The organism is Leptotrichia sp. SK-5, assembly GCF_055387215.1.
Map to the genome: position 1 here is coordinate 2,041,193 of NZ_AP028931.1, position 25,327 is coordinate 2,066,519.

Below are 25,327 nucleotides of genomic sequence, written 5' to 3' on the forward strand. Positions count from 1 at the left end.
GAACTTTTATGATACATTAGTAAATGGCTCTAAACCCTATTCCTGCTCTTACATTCTTACCTTTAGTATCATATCCACCATTTACTGTAACTCCGAATCTCGTATTGTCAACACCGATATTTAAATCAAACTTACCATTTCCTCGTCTGTCCTCTTTTTCTCCTCTTATTCCAAACCAGTCAGCTGTTGTGTATCTAACTCTTCCTTTGTTGTTTATATTTCCAACTTTCCCTAGTTCATTCTCATAAGAAGCTGTTACTCCTACTGTTAAGTTTGTTCTTACTGCTAACGGTTGTACATATCTAAATTCCATTCCAACTTCTGGTTTTACTGAGAAATAATCGTTTCCTTGTATTTCTAGTCTCATTTCTCCTCTGTCTTCTTTAATGTTATTAAATTTACCATATTCCATCTTCAATGTTCCATAAGGACGTAAATGTGTTCTTTCACTCATTCTGATATCATATCCTAAACCTGTTTTTAATGCAGCTCCATAAGAATGATAGTCAGATTTAGCCTCAAATATTTCATCCACTACTAAGTATCTACGTTTCATATCATTGATACCAACAAATACATCTCCACCAATTGTCCATTGCAATGATCCATTGTAATCTTTTTTAGGTGACATTGTTTTGAATACTCCAGCTTTAAGTATTGTTTGGTTTTCTTTCGATTTTCCAATATCTTTAAATTTAAATCTGTTTGTTACAGTACCTGCATACCATCCACTTGAGTTCCCCATCTTGATCTTTTCATTTTCGTGAACATAAGCCACACCATAAGAATTACTTGTATAATCAATGACACCAGCTGTATCTGTGCTGTATTCATCTCTCATACCAAATACTTTAATCTTGTTATTTTGTTTAGATGGATTTCTCCAATCTCTCTTAAGATGATTAAATTCTTTGTCAAGCAAGTTTCCAGTTGCATTGATTCTTTGTTGTAAGTTTCCATATTGGTGTCCCATCATTTCATCGAAAGCTTGATACAATAATACTTCTTCGTTGTTTCCAATTCCATTTAATTTTTGGAATAATTTATTTTCACGTGAACCTAAGGCTTCTACTCCGTATCTTTGTTCCAATCCATTGGTAAAATTGTATGTATCTGTACTATTTACTGGTGTAGCATCTTTTCCAGACCAGTCAGTATAAGGTTTTTTCACAAGATACATTTTATTTATTTGAACATGTCCTGGAAATGCACTCATGCTGGCATCTATTATTGTGGCTGTCGCAGTCCAAGTAAGTGCTCCTGAATAGAAATTCCATTTATCTACTCTTCCGTTACTTCTCATTGATTCATTATAAGGATCTATTATATTTGGATCATCTATTACTATTTCTTTAGCTGTTGTTCTTCTTGCTGCTTCTGATCCAATTATTAGATCTGCCTCTTTTGTAAGATTTTGAAGTCCGATTACTGGTATTGTGTATTCTGTTCCAGATGTATCTACATAAATTCCTACTGAACTTATACTTACTTGTTTAGGTGCTGATATTACATTAAATTTAACAGGTTCAGGCCGTACAACTTGTCCATTTACTGTTATTGTTGCTTCAGGAGCATTTGGTTCCGCTGATATTGAAATAATATTTGGGAATGCTGATACTGGTTTACCAGTTGAACTTTGCTCAAATACTTGAGTTTCAGCTGATCCTATTCCACCTCTAACTTCTATTGTTCCTCTATTAATTATAGTCGCACCTTTCAAAAGAACTCCTACACTAGTATCCGCATTTTTTATCAATATTTTACCACCTTGATTATCAAGTACCGAATCTTTTCCAAGTACAACACCTTTTACATCCTTCAATCCATCAACAGTAGTTTGAATTGTACCTCTATTTATTACTCTTGCTCCTTCTTCTGCAAATATTCCTATTGCTCCATCAGATGCTAAATTTATATATCCATTAGTATCATTTGTTATAACTGTATTTGAACCAGCTCCATACATTCCTGTACCATCTTTTCCTACAACATTTATTGTACCAGAATTTGTTATTCTTCCTTGATCATGTACAATATTATTTCCTGCTGAATCTTTTACCAGAAGATTTGTTCTAGGATCTCTTTCAAGATATCCAGCCGCCATTCCTACACTGTACAAAGTTCCTACTGGATCTAGTGGTTTTGTCGGATCTTTTAAGTTGCCTGTTCTTGAATCAATAGGATTGTAATTTGGATTAGGTCCACTTAAACCAACAGTTATTGTCCCACCTGCCATATTGTGTGCATCTCCAGATTTACTATACATTCCTATGTTTCCTAAACCTGTTCCCATATTTATGTGTCCACTATTTTCTGAACGTCCAGCAGCATATACTCCATAGTTTCTATTACCACTAGCTGTTACATTTCCTTTATTATATATTCTTCCCGCTGTGTCAGATGAATAAATATATATATTATTATTATACAAATTTACATTTGAATTACTTTCTATCATATTATTATTTCCAACATTTACAAATCCAAACGAATTTTCCGCCAAATTTATATTTCCAGAAGAATATATATTTTGTCCATTTCCTACTGTATAAACTCCAACTCCTTCATCAGTACCAACATTAAGTGTACTTCCAGCCAAAAGTTTAACTGTTCCACCTTTAGAATATACTCCTATTCCTTCTTTACCTACTGTTGTAACAGAATTTGATCCAAGTTCAGCATCTAGTCCATAAATTCCAACAGATTTATCTCCAGCTATTATATTTTTATTATTTACAGCTTTTCCAGAACCTGTTACAACTATACCTATATTAGGTTCTGAAGAGTTTGTAGAATCTGCAACATTAAGTACTCCTTCATTTACAATGCTTCTTCCATCTCCAATTATGTTATATCCTTTTACAGGTGAAGCATTTATAGTTCCATAATTTGTTAAAGTACCTCCACCAGTTGCATATAATGAAGCAAGACCACCTGTAGTATTTGTTGCATTTACAACATCCACATCAACGTAATTTTTGGCATCAGGATTTCCACTTTCTCCAGCAAGACTTCCTCCGAATGCAAGTCCTGCTCCTTTTCCTGTAGCAGAACCATTATATTTGTATTCAAATTTTCCAGGCCCATTTATAGTTGAAGTATTTCCTTTTACATAAATACCTGCTCCTTCTTCTTTTGTTTCAATACCATAATTTGTAAGTAAATTAACATTTGAATTTTGTGCATATACTCCTGTTCCAGTTGCTCCTGTAACTATATCAGAACTTCCATTTCCAGTAAGGTTTATTGTTCCACCATGTAATGGATTTCCACCAGCTGTCTTAGAAGATGCGGTAACAATTATTCCAACACCTCTATCACCAAGAGTAATATTATTTTTATTATTTATAACCACTCTACTTCTATCAACTTCATCTGCTCTGTTATTTTGTGCTAATATTCCAATTGGATTTGCCATTCCTGTTGTCACAAGGTTTCCTTCATTTGTAATTTCTATAGCTGTCTGAGTATTTCCTGACTTATCAGTTCCATAATCTAAAAGACGAGTATTATCAGCCGTAACTTTCGCCGCAATAGCCGCTCCTGAATCTGTCACAGTTATCGTTGCACCAGCTTCATTTACAAGTTTACTTCCATTAGTTCCATAAATTCCAGCCCCTTGGTTGACAGTAACATTTCCACCAGATTTATTTGTTATTGTTCCATAACTTACATTCATTCCAGCAATGTTGGAAGACGCTGTTCCTCCAGTATTGTTTATAGTTCCAAAATTAGTATATGCAGTTTCTGAATTCGATGTCGCATTTTTATTAGATCCCATTGAAAGTCCTTGAATATTTTCATTTAAAGCTGTTGTAGCATTTATTGTCTGAGTAGAAGCTATTGTTATTCTTGATCTTTCAGCAGTAATCGCATTAAATCCTTCATTAGTATAAGGTGTTAATGTTAAATTAATTGCAGCATTAGTATTATTGCTTCCTGGAACTGTACTTGTAGTATCAAGTGTTATATCAGAATTTTCAAATACAGTTTTTACAAATGGATTTGGATTACTTGAATCATAAGTAATAATTCCATTAAAGCCTAATCCGCTCGCTAAATCTTGAGTACTTCCATTCCAAATAACATTTGATTTATTATTAAATACTCCAAATGTAACCTTATCTCCAACTATCTTATATTTTACATTCCCCATATTGAAATATTTTGTTGTTGATGAGGTAGGTGTTGCAGTTTGAGAATAAAATTTAGTATCTGAAGTATCAGGAATAATCAATCCATTGTGCATTTCTATTTCAGTATTGGCATTAAAATTAATTTTTCCTCCACCACTAGCATAAAATGGCGTTGTACTATCATGGCTTCCTGATGTCTGAACAACATTTTTACTATCTACATATCTTATATCTTTAACTTCTATTTTCGTTATTCCTTCGACATTTACTACTCCTTTATCAAATGCTGCAAGTCCCCCAGTTCTTCCCGCTCTAATTACATTATTTGCTCCATTTAAGTTTACAACTGATCCATCACCAGTGGCAAGTCCTCCAATACCATTTATTTCAGCCTTTCCATTAATATCAATGTGTCCTTTATTTTTAGCCAATCCTCCTATATTCTTATAAATATACGGCACTGTCTTATCATCGCTTGAAACCCATTCATCAATGGCTGTTATTTTACCTGTTGTTTCTACTTTTGATACTGTAGTTTTATTATTAGTATCATATCCTTCCGCATAGGCTATTATCGACCCAAATCCTTTGGCATCTGTTGTTCCTTTAGCATTAACTAATCCTCCGTCTTTTGCAAGATAAGCAATCGGATTTATTCCAGTTTCATTACCATTTCCATCAACACCTGTCTTCAAGTATCTTGCCGAAAGCTCAACATTAGCACCAATATTAATTTCACTTGGCTTTCCTTTAAGAGTATTATTCGTAGCAGTACTCATACTATGTTTACTATTATCCCAAACACCATTTGAATAAGCAATAATAGTTCCAGTTGCCGCTTCATTTGTAGAATCATCTGCTGAAATTTTTCCAGCACCTGATGGTCCTACCACCCCTAGTGATGCAACAGTACCATTGTCTTTTATATCAGTTGACAATGTTGTTATTACTTGTTTGTTATTTGTGCTCATTGCCACATCCATTACAGTTCCATATTCAGTAGCAAACATAATTCCACTCTTAGAATATTTTCCAAATTTAATGTCGACATTATTTATTTGTAAAGAATGTACTTTATCCTTATCAAAAATACTTAATGCAGCCATATCAGCAGAAGGAGTAATATCTTTTCTTTGTCCAGATCTTGCAAATACTCCAACATTTGTTTCAACATATTTATTATCTCCACTAGTTTTATTTCCTCCAGTTTGAGGAGTACCGTCATTTGCTATATTTAATTGATTTCCAATAACTGCTTTTGCCGAAATTTCTCCTTGATAAATTCCTACTACTGATTTTTTCCAATTAATCTTAGTATTAGCATTTGATGAACGATCTATAAATGGATCTCCATCTATATCTGTCTTATTACCAAAGTATAAAATTATATTGTCATCTCCATAAGATTGAACATACGATGATAAATTAATATATGGTATCATGTCTATTGCTGAAGGACCAGGTTTAACAGTTGTGGTTCCGCTTAAAGTATACTTATAATCTGATCCAATTTTTACTTTATTTGTCCCATTATCATATACTTCTCCATATAATCCTGCTCCATAATTTGGCGAATACCCATATCCTGAGTACACCATATTTCCTTGACCTTCAATTATATAATTTCCATTACTTGTTATTCCAAAACTCCCTTGTACTCCAAGAGCAGAATAAATAATATTTTTTGTAGCATTTTCTGGTATTGTAACATCTACATTTCCCTCAAATGTTCCTCTTTTGTTAGCTGCTCCTGCTCTAGCTGTAGTAAAACTTGATGTTGAACTTGCTATCTCAGAATTATGTAAAATTAAAGTTTCCCAAGCAGCAGGATAAATAAGAAACACTGTATTATCTTTTCCTTTAAGATTAACAGCTACATTCTCGTATGAATTACGTCCTGCATGCCATGTTTCTATCGAATGAAATGCTGCTCTGCTGTATAAATTAGCTGTTATATTTGCTAATTTACCATCGGCTACTGAATGTATACCTATTTGTCCAGCTACTGTACTCGCATTTCCTACATTTCTGTGCCCATTACTGCTTCCAGCTAAATGCAATGTCACACCTGTTGTATCATTACTATACAAAAAACCAGGTCCACCTGCATTACCTGAATTATTTATGTAAATTACTTGAGCAGGTCTTACCGCATCAGTAAAATTTCCACTGCTGTCCACTCCTGCATAATACGTAACATTGCCTGCAGAACGTCTAGCATTAGCCGCTACCCAACTATTACTATTTCCACATCCTGTAAAACAATAATCAACAAAAGGGTTTGCATTTGGTTCCGGAACTTTTGGATTTACATTTGGTGCTGTTGGTTCCACAATTTTTATTGGTGTTGGCGGTTTTATTGCTATATTGGGAGTTGTTGGATTTGGTTCCGTCATTGTAGGAGTGACTACATTTAAAGGATTTTTTAATACTACTCTCGGGATTATTGCTACTTCTGCCTTAGCACTTACTAATGGTTCCTGTTCACGTGTATTGCTAATTAAACCGTAACTTGTTTGTGCCAAGCCCATTGAAGGTAATTTTTTGTACTGATTACTTAGTGGAGATGTATTTCTTACAAATACATCGTTACTTCTTGTGAATATTCCTTCATAAGGATATTTTGCCTTTTTATCTCCTCTACCCTTATAAGTTCCATTCCAATTATTATTAAAATAATTTATACCATATTGCCAGCTACTCCAAGGATTTTTTACAACATGATCTCCTTGTTCCATTAGTTGAATTAATTCTAAAGTTGTATATTTCATTAATTTATTATTTTCTATTCTTGTTTTTTTCAAAGTTTTTTGTATATCCTGCATTGATGTAGAAATTGTGTGTTTTTGATTTTCTATATTTGCATCATCTTTTGATGTCGCAGAAAACAAATTACCAGGTGTAAATATTATTCCAGCAATTAAAAATGCAATCAATGCAGATTCTGTATATTTAAAATTTTTACATCTTTTTGCAAACGAACGCAAACTTTTTTTTACTTGTTTAAGATTATTTTCCATTTTTTCTCTCCTTTAAAAACAATATTTTATAATTTAACTTAGCCTTTTTAAATTGAACTGAAAATATCATTTGAATTCTTGATATGATTAAACGAAATTGTTTTAATTTTTAAGTTTGGTTTAAACTGGCTTTACTATATTTTAGATTCCAATACATATTGTACCACGAAAAATACGGAATGCAAGATTTTGAATAATTTTTTTTATTATAATTTTAAAAAAACTCAAATATATAAAAAAGGCTAACTAGCCTAATTTATTATTTTATTCATCTTTTTGTATTAATCCACTATTTTCATTCCTTTTTCTTTCAATTCTCCAGCATACTTCTGTGCTGTCGTATAATCTGTAATAATCACAAGCTGATTTCCACTCTGAATCAACGTGTCTCCTCGTGCGATACTATCTTTCCCAGCCTTACGTACACTCACAATAAGAAGGTTTTCAGGTAGATTCAATTCCTTAACTGTCTTATTATCAAATTCAGAATTTGCTCCTACAGGAATTAAAAGTGTTACTATTTTATCCTTTATATTTTTTTCGTCTGGCTTCATCCCAATTTCAATTTTTTTATTTTTCCACCATTTCTCCAAAATTTCGAGTCTTTTGAAACGTTTCTGCATTCTTCTTTTTTTCTCGTCTTCCTCTAAAATCTGCTTCTGAAACATATTAAAGTAAAGCCGTTCGTAAATTGGCTCCATTTTAAGCAATTCTGTAAAAATATAAGTTATTGTGCAGACAATTATTAACATATAAAGATACGAAAAATTTCCCGTCATTTCAAGAATTAACGTAATTCCCGTAATTGGAGCTCTCACAACTGCTGTAAAATAGGCAGCCATTCCCAGCAGCATAAAATGAACGATTACTTCACTAGGAATTGCAAAATACTGATTTAATATTCCTCCGTACACTTTTCCTGTTAAAGCTCCTATTACAAGCATCGGCAAGAAAATCCCGCCAGGTGCTCCTGTTGCATAGCAAAGCATTGTATAAAAGAATTTCAAAGCTAAAATTATAATAAGTGTCCTTAGAATAACATCTTTCCCAAACATTTCCTCAATAAGTTCGTGTCCACCACCTGTTATTTCACTAAAAAATACGGCAATAACGTATGCCATTACCATAAACAGAGCTATTTTTACATATTTATTAATTTTAATCTTTCTATAATGTCTTTGAATAAGCAATAAAAAATAGCTGAACGCTTTTCCAGTAATTGTAATTATAACGCAGAAAACAACCGTTATAAGAGCAAATATATAATATGGTATGCCTTTTGGAAGCATAAAATTGTATTGAAAGGAAGTTTGTGAGCCTAAAATCATTCTTGAAACAAAATTTGAGGTTCCACTTGCTACAAGAGTACAAATTAACAATAACGGCGAGAAAAATTTATGCAGTTCTTCCAGCGAAAAAATAACTCCCGCAAGAGGTGCATTAAATGTTGAAGAAATCCCAGCGCTTGCCCCACATGTTACGAGATATTTCTCCTCTACTTCAGAACGTTTTGTAATTTCCTTTACTCCAGAGCCTACTAAAGACCCCAAATGAACCGAAGGTCCTTCACGCCCCATAGACATTCCAGCTCCAATTGCTAATATTCCTCCCACAAATTTTGTAACCAGTTCCCCAAACCATTTAAATTTCACTTTTTTCGTAAGCAGTCCACTAACCTGAGGAATTCCACTCCCACTAATTAACGGATATTTTGTAAGCATAAATTGCATGGCTAACCCCATAATAACAAAAACTGCTATTCCAATAAATATTTTATGAAATTCCAGATTTGTTGTAAAAAATTCCCTGAAAATCGACATTTTTTTTAACATTAATGTATATGTTCCGACAATTATTCCTGAAAAAATCCCTACTAGAAAACACAATAATATAAGTACCACATTATTCCGTCTTGATTTTAGTGAATTTATATCCCTTAATTCATGTAAAACATCTTTTGCCATTTTATTTCCTTCTTCCTTTTTTATTTTCCACAAAAATATTCTTCCATATTAAAATAAAATATCTTTCCTGCCTTATTAATCAAAAATCCTGAAATTTCCATTTCTTCAGATAATTTTCCCATAATTTCATAAAATTTTTCAGGTGTCTGGTTATACATTCCTGTTGAAATAATATCACCAAAAAAAGCGCTCTTTGTAATTATTCCGACTTGTTTATTTTGAGAGGGAAAGCCAGTTCTGGGACTTATAATGTGTCCGTATTTTTCGTTATTTATCAAAAGATATGTATTTTTCTGATTAGAAGTGGAGTAACTTGTATTTTTTATCTTTATTTCAAATAAATCATTATCTTTATTTTTTTGATTATTTTTATACTTTGTTATTCTTACAGGCATTCCATCGGAATTTCTTAATATTTCTTTTTCTTCCTCAGGATTTTCAGCGATAATACCCCATTCATCAATAGCAATGATACTGCTCCCTCCAGCATTTACAATTGCGTCCTTTATCCCAATTTTTTCCATTTCCTGAACCATTTTTTCTATTGCATACGCCTTTATAAACGAACCTGTTATAATTTCCTGATTCTTTCCAATTTTTATCCGCTTTTTCTTTTTATCAATAATTATCTTTTTATAATCTACAAGCCTTTTCGCTTTTTTTATTTTATCAAAAGACGGCAAAATAGGGGTTTGTTTATAAAAACCCCACAATCTTATAAGAGGCATTACTGTAATGTCATACTCTCCACCAATAATTTTTGATAAATGAATAATTTTATTCAAAATACTTATGGTTTCATTATTTACTTTTACAAAATGTCCACTATTTTTATTTATTTTATCAATATACGAATTTTCAGCATAAGAATTATACTTTTCATTCACATTTTCTAAAATTCCAAATAACCTGTCAAAAACAGAATCATCATAGCTTTCAGGTATTTTAATTTTTATATCCGAATGAAATAAAAAACGTACTTGAACCTTATACATCATGTTTTCACCTAATTTCCACCTGATGAAGTCGCTTTTTCACTTGATTTAGTTTCTGTTGTTGTTTTTGAAGTTTCTGATTTTTTATTGTCTAACTTAAACTGATTTTTTGCACTTTGATTATCTTTTAAATTAGTGTTAGTTTTTTGCTGCTGTGTTGTTTTTGAAGTCCCTGGTTTTGAAGTTTGAGAATTTTCTTTTTTCTTTTGATTGTTGTCGTTCTTTGTATCCTTTTTTTCAGCTACTTTATTTTGTGGTTCATTATTAGCTGGCTTATTTTGTGTATGTACAGCTGGAGCTGGTTGCAGCTCAGATTGTGGAACAGATTTTATTTCTGCCATAACTTCAGTATTTTGAGCATTCTGAGTTTTATTGTTCCCACCTAACGAAGTTGTTTGCTCAGCGTTTTTCCCTTCCGTTCCAGTTTTTCCACCAGCAGATGAAGTTGCTTTTTCGCTACCTTTTCCTTCCTTACCTGCTCCTCCTGCTGAAGATGTAGCTTTTTCACTATTTTTACCTTCAACTACCGTTTTCCCGTTATTATTTTTTAGAAACCGTGTATAATTTCCAAAAGCAATTAATGAAATTGCTCCCAAAAATAGTATTATTTTCTTTTTATTATTCATTGTTTTCTCCTTATTTTTTCTCTACATAAATTTTAATTTTTTTGATTTTCTAACCAATCAAAATTTCTGCTATAAAGCAAGCTAAACTTAATATCCGCTGTGGAACTTCCTTTAGTTTTAAAAAATTCTCGTTATTAATTTCTAAAAACAGTATTTTTTCTATGTGTAATGTTTTTGTATATTCGCCAGGATAAAATGAATTTGTTAAAATTCTTATGTCTATATTTGTTTTTTTATCATAGTAATGGTATCCATATCCTAATCCATCATTGCCATAACTAATTTCAAAGCCACATTTTTCAGCTTTTTTTCGCATTTTATTAACTAAAAAACCTTTTTTATTATAATCCAAAATTTCTATTTTTTCCTGATTTTTTTCTGTGATTTTGTAAACAGTCATATTAATTTGATTTATTGGCTGTTTTATTTTTTCATTTTTGAAGTTTTCTTCCCAATGTTTTTGTTCCTCTTTTGAAAGTTCTGGAAAATACAATACATTTATAAAGCTATTCTCATTTAAAGTACATTCTTGGTTTTGGGACATTTTGAAAGTTCCATTATCCATACACCTAAATGTTTTTATTAATTTCCCGTTTTCATCAGTTTCTTTCCAAATAAGCTGAACTGCAAATTCTTGCATAACTGGATTTTTTATAAAAATTTCAATCCATCTTTTTGTTTTCCATTTACGTTCTAAAAACAATGCTCTCAACAAATTACTTGACTGTTCTGTTATGATTTCCTTTATCTGTTTTTTTATATATTTCACTTCTCTTCTGTACTCTTCAACTGCACTTTCTACATCATTAAACTTTTTACTTGCCTTAGGAAGACCCTTTAAGATTTTCCCTTCTTCATCATAAGCAATGATATTAGCAGGTGTATTCATAATATCAATTTTTGCCTTAATCTTTCTTTCACCATAATCAAAAATTCTTGTTCTATCCTGTCCAAATTCAAAATCAGGAATCAAAATATCATTTAGCTCATCACGTGTAATCCCACCATTTCTCGCAATTATGTCAAGTGTCTGATCAGAAGCCATTTTTATCCGTTTATCTTTGTAATTGTTTAAAAAACCTTTTACTAATATTCCAATTTCCTTCGTTTCATTTCTTAAAGCAAGAACTCTTATTCCATAAGCTGCAACTGCCACTTTATTGTATTCACTGACAAGTGTATCAATAATACTTATCATATTATCATTGATTATCTTTGTACTAGAAGTGAGTATTAATGGAATAAAAATATTTTTATATTTAGGATTAAATCTATGTTCCTTCCATTTTTGAAAAATTTTTGCAATAAATTTTCTCAAATCACTTTTATCTACTATTTTCTCAATTTTATTACAAACTTCTATAGTTTTTATATCTTTTTCCAAAATATATTCTGAAATATAAAATTTCATTAACTTTTCAGGAACCTTTTCCTCGCTTTTTCTTATTCTTACCATTCCATAATCAACTAAACTACTAAATATGGCATTTTCCTCATGTTTTTCCAAACAAATATTTTCAGAATATTCAAAAATTTCTTTTGGATTTGTCAAATTTTTTAGCTCCCTTTGAGCTTCCACATTGTCCCAATATCTAATTAAATTCCTTGCAATTTGTACTGCTGGTGCAAATGTATTTTCCAGCAATTTTTCCACTTCTTTTCTTATTTCTGGTTTTTTTCTTAAAATTTTTTCGATTTTTTGTCCTGTATTTTTATCCGCTTTTAACAATAATTTTGGTAACTGAAAATAATCAAAATTATTATCCTTTGAGTATAAAATTTCCACATATTTTTCCACATTTTTCAATTCAGCGTCATTTCCAAAACTCTTGTAAAGCTCTTTCTCATGCCTATGCAAAAATTCTATCCAAATTTTATTATTTTCATTTTTATACCCTTTTTTATCAATGTATTCAAAATATTTTTGATTTATAAAATTAATTGATAAATTGTAATCCCACATTTCATCCAATATTAATTTCAAATCATTCATATCATAAATTACAGAATATCTCTCAAATATATCTGTAAATAAGTCTATTTTCTCTACTCCATTTACAAAAAATTGAAAAATTTTTTTATACATTTCAGAATACTTTAATAATGAAAAAACTATCGTATCCTTCTGTATCAAAGCCTTTCCATCCTTATTTCTCAAACATTGTACTTTAATATTTTTCCAATCAATTTTATCTTTCTTGAAAAATTCAAGATTTTTAAATTCTTTTGATTTCCATTTCCAAACTTTTGTCTTAAATAATTTTTTCAAATTGCTGATTAGAATATTTTCAGCTCTTACAAGAAATTTAGATTTTTCCTTTTCATCAATTAAATCATATTTTATAAAAAAATGAAGCAGAAATAAATATATTATTTTGTTTCCTTTCAAATTATCTTTGAAAAATGCTTTACTATTTATAACATTTTCTTTTATTGTATCCAAAAATAAATCATACATTTTTTTTGAATAATCAAAATTGTAAAAAATAACATTTGTTCCATAATTAACGAGTAAATAAAGTTTTTGCCCATGCGAAAAAGAATATTTCTTAAAAATTCTCTTTAAATTATCAAATATTTTATTTCTATAATAATAGTTACTATTTGTCGATGAAAATTCTATTTCAGAAAACATAATAAATAATTCAATTCCTTCAGAAATAACTTTTGAGATACTTATATTCTTTTTTAGTACCAAAAAAAATATCTTTTCAACATATTTTCTAGTTTTTTCCAAATTTAAAGCTTCCACATTTATAAAATATCTTGTAAAATTACCATTATCCAAATATTTTTCAAATATTTCATTTATATTATATTTATCTATCTTATTTTTTATATAATTTACAAAAATATTTTCTAATTTTCTTATTTCTTCACTATTTTTATTATCACTATTTCTAATAATTATTAAAATACCGATTTTTAATAAAAAATTATCACAATATTTTTTATAATTTTCGACATATTCATCCGCCAGATTTTCAAAATAATTCAAAAAATATTTACAACTTTCAACAAAAACTGTCTTATTTTTCATTTCTAAATTATTTTCAAAATCTTTTTTTACAAATTCTTCTGAGAAGTTTAACAGTTTAAATATTTTATATTTCAATGGAAAATTTGAAAATTGATAACTCAGTTCATTAGGAAAATTATTATACATATACCTAAAATATTTTAACAATATTTTCCCTGCTTCACTTTCAAAAAAAACGTCTTCTTCCATATAATTTTCCATTTTAAAATTATTAACAAATTTCAAACTTTTTTTATTAATATCTAAAAAATTATCTATCTCTCCATTTAAAAATTTTTTAATTTTACTGCGGTGTGAATCTTCTTCCACCTCACTAACAAGGTTTTCAATCACCTCATCTTTAATCATTATAATGCCTCCTTTTATTTTTCTTTCATAAAAACTCCCATTATATTATACAACATTTCTAATTTTTTTTCATTAATATTTTTTTTAAATTATATAAATAAAAAGAAAGAGTTATCTCATTTTATTCTGAAATAACTCTCTCAATTAAATGTATTTTTTATTTATCAGATAATAAATAATAGTTTAGTATTAAAACAGGATAAAATTAATAAATTACTCTAAATCCTATTCCACCTCTTACATTTTCACCTTTTGTATCGTAACCTGCGTTTACTGTTACACCAAATCTTGTATTTTCAATTCCAAGGTTCAAATCAGCTTTTCCGTTTCCACGTCTATCATCCTTTTCACCTCTTATATCAAACCATCCAGCTGTTGTATAACGTACTCTTCCTTGATTATTTACATCTCCAACTTTTCCTAATTCATTTTCATAAGCAAGTCCTAATTTAGCAACAAAATTTGTTCTTACTGCCATTGGCTGTTGATATTTGAATTCTACTCCAACTTCTGGTTTTATCGAATAATAATCATTTGCTTTTACTTCTAAACGCATTTGCCCTGTATTTTCTTTTATTCCGTCAAATCTTCCATATTCAAATTTTAAGCTTCCGTATGTAGAAATACTTGTTCTTTCACTTGTTCTAATATTTTTTCTAAGCTCATTTTTTAGTCCAAATCCGTATGAACGATATTCAGATTTCGCTTCAAATATATCATCAACAACAAGGAATTTTCTCTTCATTTCACCAGTTCCTACAAATCCTTCTGCTGAAACAGTCCAATTCAATCCATTATTATGATCTTTTCCAATTGGCATTGATTTAAACACACCTGCTTTTACGATATTTTGTTCTTCTTTTGAACCACCTATATCGCTAAAGTCAAATTTGTTTCTAACAGCTCCTGCGTACCATCCTGATGATTCTCCCAATCTGACAGTTTCATTTTCATTCAAATATGCAAATCCATAGGCTTTATTCTTGTAGTCAATAATTCCTGCTGTATCTGTCTTATATTCGCCTTTCATTCCAAATGCTTTTATTTTATTAGAATTTTTAGATTTTGTATCCCATTCATTTCTTAAATATCCAAATTCTTTATTTAACAAATTACCAGTTTCAAAAATTCTTTGTTGCACATTTGCATACTGATGTCCCATCATTTCATCAATTGCTTGAACTAATAACGCCTCTTCACTATTTCCAATAGAGTTTAACTTATTATATATTTCTTTTTCTCTTGAATCCAAGCTGTTAACATCATATCTTTGTTCCAATCCGTCAGTAAAGTTAAATTCATTTGAAGTTGTTGAAACAAACGCTGTATAAGGAATCTTTGTCATAAGAACACGTGTAATTTGCTGTGTAGATGGATCAACTTCAGGCGTTGCCATCCAAGTCAATGAAGCAGAATACGGAGTAAAGTTAAATATTCCAGAATTTATCTGATTTAAGAACGGCTGTAATATTTGTTTTCCAATAATTACATTTTTTGCATTTGTAAGTACTGAAAATTCTGTTCCGATTAATAAATCACTGTTAATTCCAAGAGAATTTGCTCCATTTATATTAATTGGACGTGTTCTTCCTAATGTATCCACATATACTCCAAAATTTGAGAAAGCATAGTTTGTGTAAGGAGTAGTGTAATCAATTGTCTGAACTTGGCTGTCATCTAATGTTACACCGTTTCTCTGAATTGCAAGCCGTCCATTTGGCAATTGAACAATTCCAACTCCTCCAACAGTTTTACTTGGATCTGTTGGTGAATAATAATCTTGTGCTCCATTTCCAGAAGTAATTTTTCCAGTTCCAGAACTCAATGCTGGCAACACATTTCCAGGAGTTGCATTAGCTGCTATTGGTAAATCTCCAGCTACTCCTTGAGAATTTACATCGTATCTCACTCCATAAGATTTAGATCCATTTATATTAATTTCTCCATAATTTTTGATTATAGATTTATTGTTTGTAGTACCTTTTATTAATACACCGTAACTACTATCTGCATCAATATTTATTGTTCCGTAATTTTCAAGAGTACTTCCGTTTAATACAGCAACTCCGACAAGTCCTTGAACATTTTCATTTCCACGATAAGAACCAGTTGTTGTAATATTTCCTGTATTTACAAATGTAGCTCCATTATTTACAAATACTCCCATCATTGTCTGAATTTTATCAGAAGATGTTGCTCTTGAAGCATCCAAATATATATTTCCTGAGTTTCTCAATCGTGTTCCTCTGTCATCTCCGTACATTCCAATACTTAGATGTCCTGAAACATAAATGTCTCTTTCATTTGAAATGCTTGCTCCGCCTATAGCTGCCATACCAATTCCATAAACAATATTATCTGGATCAGATTTATCAGTTTTTCCAACTTTTATTATTCCTCTATTTACAGCATTTGACGCTCCTGTCACAAGAATTCCTTGATTTCCAATTCCTTGTGATAAATCAATTGTTCCATTATTTACAATATTTGCTCCATCTTTTCCATAAATTGCAATAATTTTTCCATTTGTTCCAGATGTAATTGTTGCATTATTTGTAACTGCTGATGATCCTTCTGCGTAAATGAAAGTTGCTTCTTTCCCTAACATTACATTTGATGAAGCAGAATTTGAATAAACATTTGTTTTATTCATTCCTGGATTTGCCAAAATTATACCATAAGATTTGTCTCCTACATTAAAGTTTGATGTTGTATCATTTATCGTAACTCCGCTTGTTCCATAAACTCCGACTGGTTCACTGTTCACATCCATAACCAAATGATTTGCAACATTTACTGTTCCACCTAAATTAACGCTTCCACCTTTTTTATAAACTCCAATAGCCTTGTCTGCAACATTGATTATAGAACTTCCTGTAGTTTCTATATTTCCATTTTCACTAAGTGAATAAACTCCAAATGAGGCCTCTCCAACATTTATCGTTCCACTATTTTTAATATTAATTGTTGATCCATTTTGTGCATAAATTCCGACAGTAGAATCATTTTTAACAGAAGTTGCAGTTCTATCCACATTTATTGTTCCACTGTTTTCAAATGTCTGATCTGATGTTCCTTCCAGATACGCTGCAATCGAACGTTTACCAGTAATGTCAATATTTCCACTATTTATAATTGCTTTTGTTACTCCTGATTTATTTTGTGAAAAAATTCCAATTGAATCATCACTAGAAAATTGCATATCAGCTTTGTTTGTAACATTTGAACCTATTGAAACAATTCCTTTTGCTTTATCAGCTGTACCAGTTATTTTCTTACCATCTATTGTAGCATTTGAATTATCTACATAAATTCCAGTAGAACCGTCATTTAATGTCATGTCGTTCCATCCACCAAAAGTCGATGTTCCTGTCATATAAATTCCTGTTCCTTTTGAAGACACGATAATATCATTATTATTCATTTGTGCCTTACTGTTGATAATATATAACATTGGTTCTGAAGAAGTTGTCAATGTTCCAGCATTATTATAATTTAACACTGCATTATTTTCCAAGTAAGCCAAACTTCCATTATTTGCAAAATTGTAATTTCCACCATTTACAGTCAATGTTGAATCATTTCCATACAATGCAAATCCTTTATTTCCAACTGTTACATCTCCAGTAGTAGTCAAATTTGTTTTATTTTTTACAAATATTCCAACTGAAGTAGATTCAACATTTCCTCTTGAATTCAATGTAGAATCTCCAACCGTAATATTTCCACTATTTACAACTGTTGCATTTGAAGCATTTGTAGTTTCTGGTGCAATATAAATTCCTGCCGTTCCTTTTCCTAAAGTAATGTTTCCTGTATTTTCAACATCAATTAGTTTGCTGCTAGCAGACGTATTTTTAGCATAAATTCCAACTGATTTATCTCCACCAGTTATACTTCCATTATTTTCAACTTTATCAAATCCAATTGAGTAAATACCAGAGGACTTATTTCCAATTGTTATTTTAGAAGTTGCTGTTGTTGTAATTGTACCTTTATTTACAGTTCCTGCTGGTGCTACACTGTAAACTGATGTTGAATTTTTATAAATTCCATAAATTCCAGTAGAACTATTTCCTACAACAATTTCTCCTTTATTAATTCCTCTCGAAGAATCAAGATACATAGCAGTACTCTTAGTTGCATTTGCTAAATCAAGTTTACCATTATTTTCAGCTTCATACTCAAGTGGCTCTGTCCACACTGTAGTACGAGTTGGATGGGGATCTTTGTTACCATCTGCCATAAGCCCAATTATATTTTGTGTTAATGGTTTTGCTTCAACTGTAACGCCTTTATTTATAATAGCTTCTCCATTTATAACGTGAGAAAGTATATTTCCAGTTTCCATTGCTCTTCCATTTGCAATAGTTAAATCACTAGGAGTTATCGAACTTCCTTCTGTTATTCTAGTTCTCTCTACAGAATTTCCATTTGTAATCAGATTTATATTTGAAGCATTATTTATAATCGCACCTTTTTGTCCAAAAACACCTACTCCAGCTCCTTTAAACTCAATTTTTGAACCAGTTTCAAAATCAGCTTTTGCTTTACTTGTAACTATGACACCTACTCCGTTTTCTCCCTCTAATTTAATGTGAGCCTTATTTCCTACAGTTACTGTTGATGGTTTAGGTGCTCCAACTCCACCGTTTCCAACATAAATACCAGTTCCAGCTACTTTATTAGCACCAATATTCATAATTCCTGTATATTTTATATGGCTACTATTTTCAGCAAACAATCCAACTCCATTTGCTCCTGTTGTAATAGCAGTAGATATCGCTTTTGGAGTTCCAGAAGTTCCTTGTCCATCAGTATAAATTCCTAATGCATAGAAATCATTTGTTCCATCCAAAACAGAATCTCCAACTGTTATTCCTCCAGTATAAGTCGAAATATCAGTATTCCCTTTTAATAATAATCCAATTATTCCTTTTCCTTGTGTTGAACTTCCACTTACAAAATCAAGTGCTGGTGCATTTAACTGTGCTGGTGTTGCTAAAGCTGCTCCAGTACTATCCGTTCCATCTAAGTAAACTCCAACTCCATAGCCTTTAATATTTCCAATAGAATTTAATATAGTTCCATTACCTTTAATATAATAAGCAACTTGGTTTTGTGAATTACTATTTAAATCAATCACAGAGCCTGTTCCATCCGCCTTTGCATCTTGTGTAAGATAAACACCTACTGATGAAGCAGCCTTGTTTGTCATAATTATATTTCCTACTTTAGATATATTTGATTTTGGTGTATAAATACCTACTGTTTTTTTAGCATCTAAAGTTATAGTTCCTGTATTTTTTATAGAAGAATCAGTAAGTGCTCCTGTATAAATACCACTTCCAACAGGATTTTCAACATTACTAGCAAAAATTCCTGTAGATCCTTCACCTTTTAAAGTTACAGTTCCATTATTTGTTAAATCTATTTTTTTACCTGCAGCACTTGCAAGTCCAAAAATACCAACTGAATTTTTTTCTTCTAAATTAATATTTGCACCTGTTTCATTTTTTGCTACAGCATCATCTTTTGTAAATATTCCAGTGGAATTTTCTTTTGATAAATTTATATTTTTTATATTTGTAACATTTGTTCCACTACCTTTACCATACATTCCAATTACATTTTTAACTGTTCCAGAAATTTCATTTTTATTAGTTATAGATGCACTATCCGCAGCACCCATTCCTGTTGTATTTTCTCCAGATAAAGTAATTTTCCCTGTATTTTCTCCAGTTGTTCCTGAATCTGTCGCATACATTCCTGTTGAATTTTGACCAACAACTTTAATTCCTTCATCAGTCGAAGCATTTTTTATTTCTGATCCTGCTTTTCCAAAAATTCCAATAGATTCTTGTCCATTTACTTCTATAGTCTTATTATTTGTAACAGTCGCTTTTTCACCAAAGATTCCAACTGATTTTTCCTTTGAAGTTACAATTGTTCCACTATTATCAACTGTTAAATTTTCTTTTCCATTTGATGAAGAATTTTGAGCATATATTCCAACTGATTCTTTCATTCCAACATTTATTGCTGAACCAGCTGAATTTGTAATAGTAAGTGCTTTTGTTGCTCCAGATTCCAATTCACCATAAATTCCTGCACTTTCTTTTTCAGAACTACTTGTTGCTAAAGTAATTGTTCCATCATTTGTAATTGTATGATCTTTATTATTCTTAAATTTACCATAAATTCCTGCTGATTTACTTTTATTTGCAGTAATTGTCTTATCTGCATTATTTATAACATCACTATCGCTTATATAAATTCCTGCTGACTTTTTATCTTCGGCAGTTATATTAGCATTATTAGTAACAAAAGAATTATCAATTGCATAAATTCCTGCTGATTCTTCTTTTTCTAAATTAATTGTTCCATCATTTTGAACCGTTGCTGTATCTGCCATTATTCCTACTGATTTAGATTTTTCTACATTGATTATTCCTGTATCTTTATTGTTCATTATAGCTTTTGTTCTATCATCTAACTCATTTTTTATATACATTCCTACTGAAGATTCATCTTTTAAATCAATAGTTCCAATGTTATTCATTGTAGTTATTCCTGGCGTAACAGCTGGTGTATTTTTATCTTTAACAACATTCGCATACATTCCAATGCTGCTATCTTTTTCAGCAGTAATAGTTCCTGAATTTGAAAGGGTATAATTGTTTGCAGAAGTATTTTGTGCGTAAATTCCTGCTGATTTATCTTCTTTTAAACTAATCTGACCATTATTCTTAACATTACTATTTTGGGTGTAAATTCCTGCTGAACCTGTTTTTTCCATTGTAATCGTTCCAGCTGCGTCGTTTATTATTTCAGCATTATTTATTCCCATTATTCCAGCAGAACTTCCACCTGACATTTTTATAGTCTTTTTATTAGTTGCTTTTCCACCATCTGACAATATTCCTACTGAAGCTGAGGCAGTACTAAGTGGTGGAGTTGTACTTTCAACATCCGTATTTGTTGCTAAAATTTCTCCACTATTTTCAATTTCAGAATCAATTTTACCAAATATTCCTACTGATTTTTTTCCTTCTATTTTAATATTTCCAGTAGATTCATTTGTTACTTTTGCTGTTTCAGCTAAAATACCTACTGAAGAATCTTTTTTCATTGTAATTTTATTTTTGTTAGTTACTTCAAAATTCTCTTTTACAGTTGTTTCATTCTTACCGTAGATCCCTACTGATTTTGCTGTTTCAACTTCAATTTTTCCAGATGTATCATTTGTTACCTTTAATTTACCAGTTGCAGTATTTTTTAACTCCGCATAAATTCCAGCACTTTCTTCTTTTCCTGCAGCACCAGTAATTTTAATATCTCCTAAATTTTTAACAGTCTTGTCAGTAGCCGATGTAGATTTTGAAAATATTCCAGCTGATTTTTCATCCTCTGTAGTTATTGTTCCACTATTTGTTACATTACTATTTTCAGCGTATATTCCAGCTGATGAAGCTTTTTCAACTGTAATTTCACCACTTGAAGCATTTGTTAATTCAGAATCTGCTAACCCTAACATACCAACAGAACTAGCATTTTTCATTATTATTTTACCAGTAGCTTCATTTTTACCATTACTTGCATTAGCATAAATACCTACTCCAGAAGTTCTTGTAGATTCCAAAGTTCCTGAATTTTCAGCTGTAGAAGCTGTATCCGTTGCATTTTTTCCTTTTGTTGCAACCAATCCAACTTGCGTATTCGTAACTAATTTCACACCACTATTAATTCCAACTGTTGAACCATTGTTCACTGATAAAACTGAAGTAGAAGCATTTCCACCATTAGTTATCGTGTAATCTCCATCTAAAAGTGCTTTTCCTTGATTTGCTGCAAAGAAGATAGTTGCACCTGCACCAAAATTTGTTATATTTATTTTATCTGTTGAACCATTATTTAAATATTTTTTCAATGAAGGACTTGTAGAATTTCCACTTAAAAATCCAAATGTTGAATTTTCACCAAGAGATACATCTAATTTTTCTCCAGCTTTTATTCTAAATGTGTTATTAAATTTTTCTGAATCTGATGAATAAAGTCCAACTGCTCCTTTTCCAATTGTTAATAATGAATTTGTTCCAAAATTAACTTTGGCATCTCCATCTGAATAAAATCCAATTGTAGTTCCAGCATCTGCTCCAGTTCCGCTTTCTTCTAATGTGATTGGAGCATTAATATTTACCTTCCCTGTAGAACTTTTCACATAAAATCCTGTAGCATTTTTCCCAACTATTATATTAGCATTTGTACCACTATGATTAAACTCATATTTTCCTTCGGCATAGATTCCTGTATTTGTATTACCTATTAAATTCGTATTTGAATTCTGGTTAGCATTTACATATATCTTACCAGTATTATTAAATGTAATTTTTTTTGCCTTACCATTTAACGCAACAGCTGTGTTCCCTGTATCTTTTGCTGCTGTCACTTCAATAGTTCCTGAATTTGCAAATTCATCCTGTTCCCCATAAAATCCAACAGAATTTGTGGAATCTGCTTTTACATTGATTGTACCACTATTTGAAGAAGTTCCTCCTTTTATTAATGCAAATCCTACAGATTTTACTCCCTCTACATTAATTTTACCTGCATTTACACCTCTACCATATTTTGATTTATCTGTACCTTGTTGCATATCGTCCAATGCACCAGAAAAATTAGAATAATTAGAAGAGTTATTAACAACAAATCCATAATTAGTTGTACCTTTAACTGTAATAATAGAAGTAGACTCAGCTTTTACATCTCCTGATCTTAAATAATTACGAGTTGCCTCATTAGTACCATTTACTTTTCCAGGATTTAACGCTGTCGAAGTATCTCCAACATAGGCTCCTACAGCATTTACAGCTGTATCATTTATATTTATTTTACCTTTTAATTCAACAAAATCAGGTGTAGCTGCTGTTGGAAGTCCAACGGGAACACCAGTAAACACTCCAACTCCTTTGTTTGAATTTATATTTATTACCCCATCAATTTTAGCCTCTTGAATATCATGTAGTAAACCAATCGCTATACTATTTTCTCCATTTATATTTATTTTTCCTGTACTTTCATTATAAACACCACTTTCAAACCCAGAAATATTACTATTTCCAAATTCTCCACCTGGATTTACTATTTGGTTTGCAATTTGTCTTTGAGATTTCAAATCTTCATAATTTGCTTTAAATGAGTCTTTAAAAAAAGTTATAGGAAGTCCTTCATTAAACACAGTTGTAATCCCAAAGCTATTTTTTCCATTTATATCTATATTTTTTTGGTTAATAGCTTTCATCGCAACTTTTCCACGATTATTTAATGAATTTCTTCTTTCAATTTTTATTGGAGTTGCATCCCACCCACCTGGACCTGCTTTAGGAAGCCAATTATGTGGATCTTCGGGTTTCAATTGAAAAGCTGCACTTCCACTTGCATTTAATTCAATCGTTCCATTATTTACCATTTTAGTTAAAGTTCTATTATCTGATGCATCTGGATTATTAAATCCAAAAGCAACTTGATTACTATTGTCGTCTCCTTTTTCACCTATAATTTCCCCCGTGTTAACTGCTGTAAATTCCCATTTATTCGGCGCACCACTAACATGAGTTCCTTGAATATCAATTGCAACATTTCGACTTTTTTTTAAATAAATTTTTCCAGCCATTGTAAATGTTGTTTTGTGACTTGCTTCATCCAAAACTAATGCTCTATTATTGTCATGTGTTACATTAAATGTATACTCATCAGACATTGTTGTCCCTGTGTTATCACCACTAAGAGTAATATAATCGCTATTTCCAATTTCAGTTATGTCATGATTTTTAGGAATACTATTCCAACCTTTATTTTTATAATGTTTAGAATCTCCAGTTGGATCAATAGAAAAGTCTACTGGTTTTATTGTTGGTGGTGTTACTCTTGGTAATTCCACTTCACTTGGTTTAGCTATCGTCAATGGTTTAATATCTGGCGGACTTACACTAATATTGATATTTGGTGTTTGTGGGGCTGCAAGAGCTAAAGTAATTTGTGGTGTTGCTAATCCAATACTTATTGTTGGTGGTGTTATTGTTTCTGGTTCACTTGGGGCAGTTGGATTTTCTATATCAATATTAACTGGTTTAACGTTTGGAAATTTTATATTTGGGGCTGTTATTGGCGAAGTTACGCTCAAATTAATATTCGGACGTACAACTTCCCTTGGCATGTCAATTTGAGGATTTATTGCGATTTCCTCTTTAAATACTGATTTTGGACGTACATTTGCAATTATTTGAATTTCTACTTCTGGCTCTTGAACATGCAATAATGAAGCTAGTCCATAAGATCTTGTATCCACATTTGAAGAATGTATTGGTGCACTACCAAATCCTCTACGTCTAGTTGACAAAATTCCATTATCTGCCCAGTTTCCACGAGTAAATATTCCATTAAATGGATATTTTGCAGCTTTATCTCCTCTACCTTTGTACGCTCCATTGCTGCTTAATATAAAAGTATTTGATCCAAATTGCCATGAAGCCCATTTTGATTTTACAACTTGATCCCCTTGTTCCATTAATTGAATCAATTCTAAATTTAAGTCTTCTATTGCTTCTTCATTCGCTTTTTTCTTTTTCTTAATAGCAGTACGTGTCTTATCAGCTGACATTACTAGCTCTTTATTCATACGCTCATAAAGTACATTTGAAGAAGTGTTCAAACCAATTGAAAACGTTATCATTCCTGTTATTAAATATGAAAACAGTAATGATTCCGTATACTTTACATTTTTTGCCCTTTTTGCAAAGGCTTTTAAATCTTTTTTTGCTTGTTGTAAATTGTTACTCATATTTTCTCCTTTTTACTTTTATTTTTTAATCAGATAAAATACATATGATTTTCTAATTGTCCCATTACCTAATTAATTATTTTTAAATTTTTGAATCTTTATCACTCTGTAATAATTACAATTTTAAATTTTTACATAAATATAGCCAATCATATCCAAAAACATTTATTACATGTTCAAATCTATTCAAAATCATGTTAAAGAGAATTAAGAAAGTTACAGATTTGAGTAGAACTGTATAATAATTTTAAATTGATTGACTCTTTAAATTATGTTATTTTAATTTTTAATTATAATTCAAATCTAAATCTAAATTTTTTTTAGTTTTCGTTCTATTATAACACTTTTTTATTTGTAT

General features: G+C 30.8%; 6 protein-coding genes. All 6 read right to left on the bottom strand.

Translation table 11 applies throughout. From position 1 onward, the window contains the following. Positions 1 to 16 precede the first annotated feature (16 nt). The 6 genes from ACZ5B9_RS10215 to ACZ5B9_RS10240 all read right to left on the bottom strand — a co-directional run bounded on the left by ACZ5B9_RS10215 (position 17) and on the right by ACZ5B9_RS10240 (position 24,969). Complete coding sequence (locus tag ACZ5B9_RS10215; RefSeq protein ID WP_464422502.1) at positions 17 to 7,156, bottom strand: autotransporter-associated N-terminal domain-containing protein; 7,140 nt, start codon at positions 7,154 to 7,156, stop codon at positions 17 to 19. 281 nt (positions 7,157 to 7,437) lie between these two features. Beyond that, on the bottom strand, positions 7,438 to 9,153 hold the full coding sequence (locus ACZ5B9_RS10220; RefSeq protein ID WP_464422503.1) for a ClC family H(+)/Cl(-) exchange transporter: 1,716 nt from the start codon (positions 9,151 to 9,153) through the stop codon (positions 7,438 to 7,440). Beyond that, positions 9,141 to 10,118, bottom strand: coding sequence for an FAD:protein FMN transferase (locus tag ACZ5B9_RS10225; protein WP_464422504.1), 978 nt, complete (start codon positions 10,116 to 10,118; stop codon positions 9,141 to 9,143). The genes ACZ5B9_RS10220 and ACZ5B9_RS10225 overlap by 13 nt, the downstream gene beginning before the upstream one ends. Before the next feature lie 8 nt (positions 10,119 to 10,126). Continuing rightward, positions 10,127 to 10,741 (bottom strand): hypothetical protein, encoded by a 615-nt coding sequence (locus ACZ5B9_RS10230; RefSeq protein WP_464422505.1) that lies wholly within the window; start codon positions 10,739 to 10,741, stop codon positions 10,127 to 10,129. Positions 10,742 to 10,790: 49 nt separating this feature from the next. Then, positions 10,791 to 14,129, bottom strand: coding sequence for a DUF4132 domain-containing protein (locus ACZ5B9_RS10235; RefSeq protein ID WP_464422506.1), 3,339 nt, complete (start codon positions 14,127 to 14,129; stop codon positions 10,791 to 10,793). 205 nt (positions 14,130 to 14,334) lie between these two features. Further along, the gene (locus ACZ5B9_RS10240) at positions 14,335 to 24,969 is read right to left on the bottom strand and encodes an autotransporter-associated N-terminal domain-containing protein (protein ID WP_464422507.1); all 10,635 of its coding nucleotides are present in this window, start codon (positions 24,967 to 24,969) and stop codon (positions 14,335 to 14,337) included. Between the last annotated feature and the right edge of the window lie 358 nt (positions 24,970 to 25,327).